This window comes from Sphingobacterium sp. SG20118 (genome assembly GCF_044740685.1).
GTDB lineage: Bacteria > Bacteroidota > Bacteroidia > Sphingobacteriales > Sphingobacteriaceae > Sphingobacterium.
Genome location: NZ_CP172826.1, coordinates 1,394,742 through 1,406,165, shown reverse-complemented (window position 1 = coordinate 1,406,165; position 11,424 = coordinate 1,394,742). Strand labels below are relative to the sequence as shown.

Genomic DNA, 11,424 nt, shown 5'->3' with positions numbered 1-11,424 from the left:
TCTAAGTTTGAGCACTAAGATAGGAAATTGCCCTTATTTATAAGAAATTTAAGTTGTAACAAGGTTATTAAGAACACAAAATTCATTCATCATCGAACAGTGATAATTGATACCCCTCGAAGCGCTCATTATTTTCATCTTGAAAATTTGAAATCGAAATTCCCATTAAACGAACCTTTTTATCCGACTCCAATTTAAGGAATAAAGCCAGAGCAACTTGGTACATTTCTTCTTGCTTTTTAAAAACTTGTAAAATGGAAACACTTCGCGTCAATACTGTAAAATCTGCATATTTCACTTTTAATGTTAAGGTTCTCCCCCGTTTGTCACCTTTTTCTAAGCGACCATAAAGTCTTGTACTTAAATCCTGTAAGATTAATTTTAAATCTTCTACATGCGCTACATCACTAGAAAAAGTATCCTCAATACCGATTGATTTACGAATACGATTCGGGACGACAGGTCGATCATCGATTCCCCTTACAATTTGGTAAAAGAAATCGCCCGATTTTCCAAACCATCGAACCAGATCAGTATGTGATTGCTTTTTTAAGTCTAACCCCTTAAAAATACCTAATGACCTCATTTTATTTGCTGTCACTTTCCCTACACCAAAGAATTTCTCGACAGGCAATTCCTCCATAAAAGAAAAAATCTTGGACGGACCTATAAAAGTAAGACCATCTGGCTTATTCATGTCCGAAGCTATCTTTGCAACAAACTTATTGACAGAAACTCCTGCTGATACCGTTAGATTAAGCTCCTCCTTTATCGCAATTTTTATTCTTTTTGCGATTTCCAAAGCTGATCCAATATTTTGCTTATCATCAGAAACATCTAAAAAAGCTTCATCCAAAGACAGGGGCTCAACCAACTCCGTATAACGATTGAAAATTGTACGAATATGGTCTGACACTTGCTTGTAAACGTCAAATCTAGGCTTAGTAAATATTAAATGGGGACACAATTTTAGAGCACTTGAAGAAGACATAGCTGATTTAACGCCATATTTACGCGCCTCATAACTTGCGGTAGCCACTACACCGCGACCATCTGGAGATCCACCAACAGCAATAGGCTTCCCTCGCAGCTCCTCAAAATCACGTTGATCAACAGAAGCAAAAAATGCATCCATATCCAAATGGATAATTTTCCTCTTCCTATCTGTCGTGCTATCCATCATAACTTCTTGTCAAGACAAATCTATATAATTATATACAGAGATGTCTCATCTGATCATAATTTTAGACAAAACGCTACATTAAAATAAAAACGACTATCTCTATTTTAGAGGGAATAATTATATTGACGATAAAACCTATATATTTATATTAAAATAAAGATATTATGAACAATTCTGTTGATACACAAAAAAAATCAGGTGGTTTCAAAAAGTTTTTAACCATTGCTATCCTACTCATCGTAGCCATTGGAGCATGTGCAACCTATTATAAATATTACTTCGTATTTGGAGAAGGTGTTAAATCCGGCTATTTAAATTACGCCGTAAAAAAAGGTAACGTTTTCAAAACTTACGAAGGCAAACTTATCCAAGAAGGTTTTGGACAGATGAAAACAGGAGGTATTACCAGCAATCAGTTCGAATTCTCCATTGAGGATGATGCCATTTTCAAACAGCTTGAAACGAACAGTGGAAAATTTTTCGACTTACACTATAAAGAGTACCATGGAATATTACCTTGGCGCGGAAATACCGTTTATGTGGTTGATAAAATTATCCGCATGAAATAAATAAAGGGCTGTTCTATGAACAGCCCTTTATCATGATATAGCATCATTCCAAGTGATCAGACTAAAATCTGAGAAACTTAGACGATTTAATTATTTTTCATTAAAATGGAGCATCATCAGGCATATCATTCATTCGTGATGGCATGGTAATACCACCAGTCATACCGCCCTTATCACCTCCACTAAATAGGGCAGAAGGATTCATAGCAGGAGAGCTAAATGAAGTAGGGTTATTAAACCCATCAGCAGCACCTATTCCTGAGAAACTCATCTTCCAAATCCACAAATTTCACATATTTACCTATAAAACGAAGTGGAACAATACCAGTTTCACCATTACGGTGCTTAGCAATAATAACCTCTCCTAATCCAGCTGTAGAACGTCCTTCTTCATCCTCTGTCATACCATAATATTCAGGACGATATAAAAACAACACCATATCCGCATCCTGCTCAATAGACCCAGATTCACGTAAATCCGAAAGCATAGGTCGTTTTGAGTTCCCAGGACGTGACTCTACCGCACGACTTAATTGAGACAATGCCAATACAGGAACATTCAACTCTTTCGCAACAGATTTCAAGGCTCTTGAAATACTACCAATCTCCTGCTCACGGTTACCACCACCTTTACCATCAGCTTTACCTTGCATAAGCTGCAAATAATCGACAATAACCATCTGAATATCATGCTGCGCCTTTAAACGCCTACATTTTGCCCTAAATTCAAACACATTTAAAGCCGGAGTGTCATCAATGATCAATGGCGCTTCAGTCAAGCGTCCAATTCTAGAATGCAATTGCTGCCACTCGTGATCGGCTAAATTCCCCTTCTTTAATTTCTCCTGTTCTATTTCGGTTTCACCAGCAATCAAACGATTCACCAACTGCACCGATGACATCTCTAGTGAGAAAACCGCAACAGGCTTGTTATGATCTACCGCAGCATTACGTGCTATAGATAATACGAAAGCTGTTTTCCCCATTGCAGGACGAGCAGCAATAATAACCAAATCCGAAGGTTGCCATCCTGAGGTCATGCGATCTAATGCCGTTAAACCCGAAGGCACTCCTGTCAATCCATCAGTACGATCACGCAACAACTCCAAATTAGATATTGCTTCACGCATGATGTCGTCCATTTTCCTAGAATCTCTTCTTAAGTTGTTTTGAGCAATATCAAACAAGCTCTTCTCTGCATGATCCAACAAATCAAAGATATCAGAAGTTTCATCATAAGAACTGTTGATGATCTCTGTTGAAACTTTAATTAATTCACGTTGAATATATTTCTGAGAAATAATCCGAGCATGAAATTCAATATTAGCTGCAGAAACAACACGATCGGTTAATTGCGTTATATAGTAAGCACCACCTACCATCTCTAAAGCTCCCATCTTTCGAAGCTCAGCAGTTACAGTTAACAAATCTATGGGAGATGATTTTTGGAATAAACTAAAAATAGCTTCGAAAATTTTCTGATGTGCATCTTTATAGAAAGATTCTGGCTTAAGGATGTCAATAACTTCACTTAAAGCATTCTTTTCCAACATCAAAGCACCTAGAACTGCTTCCTCTAAATCCAAAGCTTGCGGAGGCAATTTGCCCATGCCGCCAACTAAGTTATTGAGTTTAGTTCTACGCTCTCCGAAATTGGTCTTCTTTCCAGTTCCAGCATTCTTATCTTCAAAATTATTATCGTTACTCATCTTTATGTGATATCCAAAACGTGTGCATGTACGCTAAAAAATTGATAGCGGATAGCAAATGTATAAAAAATAAGGTTGACATTTTTTAAGAGTTGTACACAGTCAAATTAGTTGTGAAAACAATGACCCTAAAAGCTTTTGATAAACATCGATTTACATCGATACTTTTCCACAATTGATGTGGAAAAAAATGTTGATAAACAAAAACCATAGCTAAATAACAACACCTTATATAAATGTTAACAACTTTACCCTATGTTAACAAAGTTACGCTAATTATCCTAGCAATCGTACAATACAAAACCAATAAATATTAAAAAGGACATTCCTGTTATTAATTCGACAAGAGATTGAATCAGAAAAATCCGCGATTTCATTTTTTCCTTTTCGATCATATTAAAGCTCAATCAGAATATTGTATCTTTGCTACTATGACAAATGAAGCATCATCATTAAAACCTTACAAAGACGCAAAAGACGGTAAAAAACAACAAGTTGCAGACATGTTTAATAACATCTCAAAAACTTACGATTTTTTAAATCATTTTCTATCTTTAGGTATCGATATAATTTGGCGTAAAAAAGCAATCAATGCTTTAAAATCAATTGCTCCGCAGTACATGCTCGATGTAGCGACAGGAACGGGTGATTTTGCCCTGGAATCGATTAAGATATTGAATCCAAAAAAAATAATTGGGGTAGACATCTCCCAAGGCATGCTCGATGTTGCACAACAAAAGATTAAACAAAAAGGGCTATCCGATCAGTTTGAAGTTCAGCTTGGCGATTCTGAGCATCTTCAATTTGAAGACAATAGCTTCGATGCTGTAACTGTAGCTTTTGGGGTTCGTAATTTCGAAAACCTAGAGCAAGGCTTAGCAGATATCTGTCGTGTATTGAAACCAGGAGGGAAAGCAGTGATATTGGAATTTTCTAACCCTAAAAAATTCCCAATAAAACAATTGTATAATTTCTATTTCAAAAGGATTACACCAACAATAGGAAAATTATTCTCAAAAGACTCAAGCGCTTACTCCTATCTACCGGAATCTGTAGCTAGATTTCCCGATGGGGAAAAATTTGCGACAATTACAAAAGCTGTAGGATTTTCAAGCACAATCATTCGTCCTCAAACTTTCGGGGTTTGTACCATTTATATCGCGACAAAATAAAACTCGCAATTAAGTTTCATTTTTAATATCAATACGATGTCAAAGACAATATTCATCACAGGGGCAAGTTTCAGGTATCGGAGAAGCTTGTGCCGAAGTCTTCGCACATGAAGGGTTTAACTTATTACTTTGCGCTCGTCGCTTCCAAAGATTAGAAGAAATCAAGGATAGGTTGACAAAGCAATACCCAAAACTCGCTATTCACATCTTTGAACTTGATGTTCGTAATTACGATGAAGTAAAAACTAAAATAGATAACCTCCCTGAAGAATGGAAAAACATCAACGTCCTGATCAATAACGCGGGCCTAAGTCAAGGTTTGGATGCTATTCAAGATGGTGACATCGGCGATTGGGATCGTATGATTGACACCAACGTTAAAGGACTATTGTACGTAACAAAAACTGTCATACCCCTTTTAGAGAACCAAGAAGGAGCGCATATCGTCAATCTAGGATCAATCGCTGCTAAAGAGGTATACCCCAATGGAAACGTCTACTGCGCCAGTAAACATGCGGTAGATGCGCTAAATCAAGCGATGCGTATTGACTTACTTTCAAAGGGAATAAAAGTAACCGGTATCAACCCTGGAATGGTTGAAACAGAGTTTTCAGAAGTGCGCTTTAAGGGAGATAAGGATCGTGCGAAAAATGTATATTCAGGTATCGAAGCATTAACGGGAAAAGATATCGCAGAAACGATATCATTTGTCATCAGTAGACCCCAGCATGTCAACATCAATGACCTTATTATCATGCCTACTGCGCAGGCCTCAGGAACGATCATAAATAGAAAATAATAAAATCAATTAAAATATGGCTTTAGAAGAAAAAATCAATCAGGATATTAAAGCAGCGATGATCGCAAAAGATGCGAGTAAATTACGTGGCTTACGTGCTGTGAAAGCAGCAATTTTACTAGCAAAGACTGAAAAAGGTCATAGCGAAGAATTGACAGAAGAAACAGAAATCAAAGTTCTTCAGAAATTAGTTAAACAACGTAAAGAATCTGCTGAGATTTACAAAGATCAAAACAGAGAAGATTTATATGCGATTGAGGTCGAAGAGCAGGAAGTTATTGAAGCATACTTACCACAACAATTAAGTAAGGAAGAAGTCGAGAAGATTATCAAGGAAATCATCAGTACTACTGGAGCATCCTCGGTGAAAGATATGGGAAAAGTAATGGCAGCTGCTAACCAACAATTGGCAGGGAAAGCTGATGGCCGCACCATCTCTGAACTTGTAAAAGGATTATTAGCTTAATTGAATACACGTAATATTATAAAAGGGCTATAGCAATATAGCTCTTCTTTTTTATGGAATTATTTTGGAAACATAAGGCTTTCTCCGAATTGACTACGGAAGAATTATATCGCATTCTGCAATTACGGGTAAATATTTTTGTCAATGAACAACAATGTTTTTACCCAGAATTGGACGATAAAGATTTCCATTGCTCCCATCTTTGGGCAGAAATCGGCCATGAAATTATTGTTTATGCGAGACTTGTACCACCAAGTTTCTCTTATCCGGAGCCATCTATTGGACGTATAGTCACGAACCCTTCCTTCAGGGGAAATCATTATGGCAAATCGCTCGTAGAAAAAGCAATTGCCCTAACTTACGAAAAACATGGCCAGACAGCTATTCAGATCGGTGCTCAGACCTATTTAAAGAAATTTTATGGTTGCTTTGGATTTGAACAAGTATCAGAAGAATACTTGGATTTCGGAATCCCCCACATTGATATGATAAAACCCTAAACATACTTTTATGAATAATCTTGTAATCATCACAGCAGCAATCTTAGGTTCCACAGCAATTATGTTAGGAGCTTTTGGGGCACATGCCTTTAAAAAAATAATCAGCGAAGAAAAACTTGCCTCATTTGAAGTTGGCGTTCGTTATCAAATGTATATAGCAATTACCTTATTAGTGCTTGGCTTCAATCTACATTTTGATCTTTACAGTGAACGATTAGCCTTCTATAGTATGACTGCGGGTACTTTATTATTTTCAGTTAGCATCTATTTGCTGTCGTTCGCGCAGTATTGGAATAAGAATCTAAAATTCCTAGGCCCTATCACACCACTAGGAGGACTCTTAATGATCGTGGGTTGGGTTGCATTAATCATCCGTTTTATTTAATTTTACCTAAATAAGGCAATGATGTCTGCCCTAAACCGCTTTAAGAAGCTGATGACGTCTACTTTAGATGGTACAAGCTGTACCGTTTGTAATGGTGTATGATATTATCAAGTAGACATGTTAGCAAAAAACAGTAACCTTTCAGAAAATTCGTTTCGTACAATAACGATCACAGCCCTAAAATGGCTATTGATTACCGCAGTAGTCGGTAGCGTCGTTGGTTCCATTTCCGCCTTCTTTCTAACAAGTTTGTCTTGGGTAACCAATTATAGAGAGGCCCATCCTTTGATTATTTTAGGCTTACCCCTAGCAGGATTGACCATTGGCCTATTATATTACTACTACGGTGGTGTATCGGACAAGGGTAATAACCTTTTACTTAAAGAATATTACCAAAGTGAACATCCAATCCCTTTAAAAATGGCTCCTTTGGTTTTGTTCAGTACGTTACTCACCCACCTTTTTGGAGGATCGGCAGGAAGAGAAGGGACAGCAGTACAAATCGGAGGAGCTATTGCTGATCAATGCACAAGAGTTTTGAAGCTCAATCATGATGACCGGAAAATTTTAATTATAATTGGAATTAGTGCCGGATTTGCTTCTATTTTTGGGACACCTTGGGCCGGAGCATTATTTGGATTAGAGGTCATCACAGGGGGAAAGTCCAGATTAAAAGCACTGATCCCAAGTATACTCGTTGCCTTTATCGCCAACTATACATGTTCCCTATGGAATGTAGCCCACACACATTACCATATTCAGGAGGACATACCTGCAATAAATACATCATCCATACTTTATTCAGTTGTGGCAGGTGCAATTTTCGGATTAGTGGCCTACCTCTTTACACTATGCAGTGACCTCTTTGGCACGGTGTTCAAAAAAATAGCATATCCTCCACTTCGACCTTTTATCGGAGGATTGATACTTGTACTTTCGATTTGGTTCTTAGGAAGCACGAAATATATTGGATTAGGGATCCCTACAATATTAGCATCATTTGACAGCCCCTTAAATTCTTATGATTTTTTGATTAAGCTATTACTGACCACATTCACCCTTTCAGCTGGATTTAAAGGCGGAGAAGTAACACCCCTCTTTTTTATTGGAGCGGCACTCGGCAATGCCCTCTTTGGAATCATTCCACTACCCCTGGGATTATTGGCAGCAATGGGTTTTATCGCCGTGTTTGCTGGAGCGACCAATACACCATTTGCTTGTCTACTCATGGGAATCGAGCTCTTTGGTTATGAGGCAAGTATATATTTTGGTATAGCATGCTGTATTGCCTATTTCTTTTCTGGTGCAAATGGGATTTACTCAAGTCAAATTTTAAAAGGTCCAAAACATCATTTTTACCTCCATTTAAAGAGACGGAGATCTGGTATCCAAGAAAAATTAAAGAAATTCAAAAAGTATAAAAACACCTAAAGAATCCGATAACATAAATAAATTCTTAGGTGTTTTATAGTATACATTACAGCTCTTTGAGATGTTTATAGTTGGATTTTATGGTATCCAGTACTTCCTGCATCTTGCCACCTAACATCAGCTTGGACATGGATTTTGCCATCCCCACCATTTGATCAAAATCTACTTTCGGAGGCATTGCTAATGCATTAGGATTGGTGAAAACATTTAGAAGAATAGGTCCAGGATGCGATAATGCAAATTCTACAGCATTCCTTACTTCCTCGGGTTTATGCACATTAATGCCTTTAAAACCCATAGCTTGAGCTATAGCAGCAAAATCAGGGTTCATCATATTGGTCTCATGATCTGGCAATCCAACAACTTCCATTTCTAATTTAACCATACCCAACGATCTATTATTGAAGACTATGATTTTAATTGGTAGTTGATACTGGTTGATTGTCGCTAAATCACCAAGCAACATGGACAAACCTCCATCGCCACACATAGCAATGATTTGTCTTTCAGGATGTGACAGCGCTGCACCTATTGCCATAGGCATTGCGTTGGCCATTGACCCATGATTGAAAGAACCTAACATCTGTCTTTTACCTGTCCCCGTAATGAAGCGAGCGCCCCAAACGCAGGTCATACCCGTATCAACGGTAAAGATTGCACTGTCGGTGGCGAGTTCGTTAATGCAGTGTGCCAAGAAACTCTGGTTGAATGGTATCCTCTCCCCCCTGCTCTTCCATAAACATCCTCATATTATCTTTCACTTTCTCATAAATCTTCAATTGAGATTCTAAAAAGCTCGTATCTTCTTTTTGATCCAATAACGGTAATAGCGCCAGCAGGGTGTGTTTAATATCACCACATAGCCCCATCTCTAGTTTTGCCCTCCGTCCTAATCGTTCCACTGCAGTATCAATTTGAATGATTTTATTATCTTCAGGCATAAACTTATCGTAAGGAAAATCAGTCCCTAATAACAAGACCAGATCAGACTCGTGCATACTCTGATAAGCTGATGCCTGTCCCAATAGACCTGTCATACCTATTTCAAAAGGATTATCATGTTGAATCCCCATCTTTCCTCTAAAAGAATAACCTACAGGAGCTAAAATCTTCTGTGAGAGTTCAACAACTTCACGATGGGCAGCTGTAGCACCAATTCCACAAAAAATAGTCACACACTTACTTACATTGATTGTCTTAGCAAGAGCATCTAACTCATCATCAGAAGGTCGAATGACTGGATTTACACGAAACAACTGTGTAGATACTGACGAATCTTGAGCTTTCATCTCTAACACATCGCCCGGTAAACCGATGACTGCTACACCTTTCTGCCCAATCGCATGTTGTATAGCCGTTTGAATAATTCGAGGTGCTTGTTCGGCTGTAGTGATTAACTGATTATAACAACTACAGTCATCAAAAAGCTTGATGGTATTTGTTTCTTGAAAATATCCCATTCCCATTTCCGGGGTATTAATGGTAGACGCTATCACGATCATGGGAACATGAGAACGATGGGCCTCGTACATACCGTTGATAAGATGGATGTGCCCTGGGCCACAACTTCCAGCACAACAGGCTATGCCATCCAATTCAGCTTCAGCAGCTGCAGCATAAGCCCCCACTTCTTCATGCCTTACATGAATCCATTTGATTCGACCATCCTTACGGATGGCTTCATTAAAAAAATTAAGACTATCTCCCGTAACCGCATATACACGTTTTACACCTGCTTCAACAAGCATTTCAACCAATTGATCTGCAACAATCTTTGCCATATTAAGTTATTTAAGTCAATCGAGCCAATTTAATGCTCGGTCTTTAAATAACAATGAAAAGCACGATCAGTTTTAAAATCTTATGCAAAGAAACTTTACAGCAATTTACCCGCTAAAAATAAACCTGCAATGGTAAAGTAAATAATCAATCCAGATACATCCACCAAAGTCGCTACAAATGGTGCGGAAGCAGTTGCAGGATCTAAACCAAACTTCCGTAAAACAAACGGAATCACAGAACCAGACAAAGTCCCCCAAAGCACCACAAATAACAACGATATGGATACACTTAAGGCAATATACAGCCAATAGACACCGTAATCATAGATTCCCAATTCTTGCCATACTAAAATCCTTAAAAAACCTATAATACCCAGTATCCCTCCCAAAATCAATCCTGAAGAGATCTCCCGTTTCATCACATACCACCAATCTTTTAGCTTTATTTCGCCTAAAGCCATGGCACGAATAATCAAAGAAGCAGCTTGTGAACCCGAATTTCCGCCACTCGAAATAATTAATGGAACAAATAATGCTAAAACTACTGCTTTTTCTATTTCACCATCATAATAAGCCATTGCTGATGCCGTCAGCATTTCACTTAAAAATAAAATAACAAGCCACCCTGCTCTTTTCTGAATTAATTTCATCAAGGGCGTTTTTGTATATGCAACATCGAGCTCGTCCATACCACCAAAACGATGGATATCCTCCGTATCACGGTCTGCTATCTGATCCAACACATCATCAAACGTGACAATCCCCACCAAAACTCCATTTTCTGTCGTAATAGGAAGCGCACTTCGATCATATTTTTGAAAAATCTCAAACGCCTCCTCCATAGGTGTCGCTGCTTTTATAGCAGCAAAATTATAGTCGATCAATTCCGAAATTTTCGTATCAGCATCTGCCAATAACAACTCTCCTATTTTCAAATCATCAATCAACACATTATTTTCATCTACCACATAAATGAAATTTAATGTCTCAGCCTTTTTACCAAATAACTTAATATGCTTAAAAACATGCTCGACAGTAAAGTAAGGTCGAACTTGTACATACATAGGAGTCATCAGTCGTGCTATACTGTTCTCAGCATAACCAATCAGCTTCAGAGCCAATTGCTTTTCCCGTTCATTCAATAGATTGATTAAATATTTAATCAAATTATCAGGTAAATCAGAAAACAATTGATTCCTAATATCGGGTTTCAAATTATTGAGCAATTCAGTCAGTTGCGATTCAGAAAGAGAACGTGCTAATCGATATTGAACGTCCTTTTCTAAAAAGGAGAATATCTCGAGTTTCAATTCAAGATTATATTGATTGAATTGTTGATATAAAGACTCCTTATCTAATTTACCTAGAGCCTCAGCAAGATCTGCGGGATGTACTTTTATTTTTTTTCCCATAAATATTTACTTTTTTA

At 37.8% G+C, this 11,424-nt stretch carries 11 protein-coding genes, 1 pseudogene and 1 riboswitch; of the genes and pseudogenes, 7 read left to right on the top strand and 5 right to left on the bottom strand.

All coding sequences use genetic code 11. The features are described from left to right. Positions 1-82: 82 nt before the first annotated feature. Positions 83-1,183, bottom strand: coding sequence for a DNA polymerase IV (dinB, locus tag ACFX5U_RS06545; RefSeq protein ID WP_400262825.1), 1,101 nt, complete (start codon positions 1,181-1,183; stop codon positions 83-85). Between the two features lie 164 nt (positions 1,184-1,347). Here dinB and ACFX5U_RS06540 point away from each other — a divergent pair, with 164 nt between their 5' ends. Continuing rightward, positions 1,348-1,752 carry a hypothetical protein gene (locus ACFX5U_RS06540; protein ID WP_038697228.1) on the top strand — a complete coding sequence of 135 codons (405 nt, stop codon included), beginning with the start codon at positions 1,348-1,350 and terminating at the stop codon, positions 1,750-1,752. A 100-nt stretch (positions 1,753-1,852) separates the two neighbouring features. Here ACFX5U_RS06540 and dnaB read toward each other — a convergent pair. Then, positions 1,853-3,461, bottom strand: a pseudogene (gene dnaB / locus ACFX5U_RS06535) (replicative DNA helicase). Positions 3,462-3,892: 431 nt separating this feature from the next. Here dnaB and ubiE point away from each other — a divergent pair. From ubiE to ACFX5U_RS06505, 6 genes are all read left to right on the top strand, one after another. After that, complete coding sequence (ubiE, locus tag ACFX5U_RS06530) at positions 3,893-4,633, top strand: bifunctional demethylmenaquinone methyltransferase/2-methoxy-6-polyprenyl-1,4-benzoquinol methylase UbiE (RefSeq protein WP_038697224.1); 741 nt, start codon at positions 3,893-3,895, stop codon at positions 4,631-4,633. A 25-nt stretch (positions 4,634-4,658) separates the two neighbouring features. Then, positions 4,659-5,432 carry an SDR family NAD(P)-dependent oxidoreductase gene (locus tag ACFX5U_RS06525; RefSeq protein ID WP_400263573.1) on the top strand — a complete coding sequence of 258 codons (774 nt, stop codon included), beginning with the start codon at positions 4,659-4,661 and terminating at the stop codon, positions 5,430-5,432. A 16-nt stretch (positions 5,433-5,448) separates the two neighbouring features. Continuing rightward, positions 5,449-5,898 carry a GatB/YqeY domain-containing protein gene (locus ACFX5U_RS06520; RefSeq protein WP_038697220.1) on the top strand — a complete coding sequence of 150 codons (450 nt, stop codon included), beginning with the start codon at positions 5,449-5,451 and terminating at the stop codon, positions 5,896-5,898. A 53-nt stretch (positions 5,899-5,951) separates the two neighbouring features. Further along, positions 5,952-6,398, top strand: a complete 447-nt coding sequence (locus ACFX5U_RS06515; RefSeq protein WP_400262824.1) for a GNAT family N-acetyltransferase — start codon at positions 5,952-5,954, stop codon at positions 6,396-6,398. A gap of 10 nt (positions 6,399-6,408) precedes the next feature. Then, positions 6,409-6,783 (top strand): DUF423 domain-containing protein, encoded by a 375-nt coding sequence (locus ACFX5U_RS06510; RefSeq protein ID WP_038697216.1) that lies wholly within the window; start codon positions 6,409-6,411, stop codon positions 6,781-6,783. A 5-nt stretch (positions 6,784-6,788) separates the two neighbouring features. Further along, a riboswitch (Fluoride riboswitch) is annotated at positions 6,789-6,851 on the top strand. A gap of 49 nt (positions 6,852-6,900) precedes the next feature. Continuing rightward, positions 6,901-8,214 carry a voltage-gated chloride channel family protein gene (locus ACFX5U_RS06505; protein ID WP_051959805.1) on the top strand — a complete coding sequence of 438 codons (1,314 nt, stop codon included), beginning with the start codon at positions 6,901-6,903 and terminating at the stop codon, positions 8,212-8,214. A gap of 46 nt (positions 8,215-8,260) precedes the next feature. On the opposite strand, the gene ACFX5U_RS06500 is transcribed toward ACFX5U_RS06505, so the two are convergent. From ACFX5U_RS06500 to mgtE, 3 genes are all read right to left on the bottom strand, one after another. Then, complete coding sequence (locus ACFX5U_RS06500) at positions 8,261-8,908, bottom strand: thiamine pyrophosphate-dependent enzyme (RefSeq protein WP_400262823.1); 648 nt, start codon at positions 8,906-8,908, stop codon at positions 8,261-8,263. Beyond that, positions 8,892-9,995 carry a thiamine pyrophosphate-binding protein gene (locus tag ACFX5U_RS06495; RefSeq protein WP_400262822.1) on the bottom strand — a complete coding sequence of 368 codons (1,104 nt, stop codon included), beginning with the start codon at positions 9,993-9,995 and terminating at the stop codon, positions 8,892-8,894. Before ACFX5U_RS06495 ends, ACFX5U_RS06500 begins: the two co-directional genes overlap by 17 nt. A 95-nt stretch (positions 9,996-10,090) precedes the next feature. Beyond that, entirely contained in the window at positions 10,091-11,407 is a 1,317-nt protein-coding gene (mgtE, locus tag ACFX5U_RS06490) for a magnesium transporter (protein WP_400262821.1), read from the bottom strand. Between the last annotated feature and the right edge of the window lie 17 nt (positions 11,408-11,424).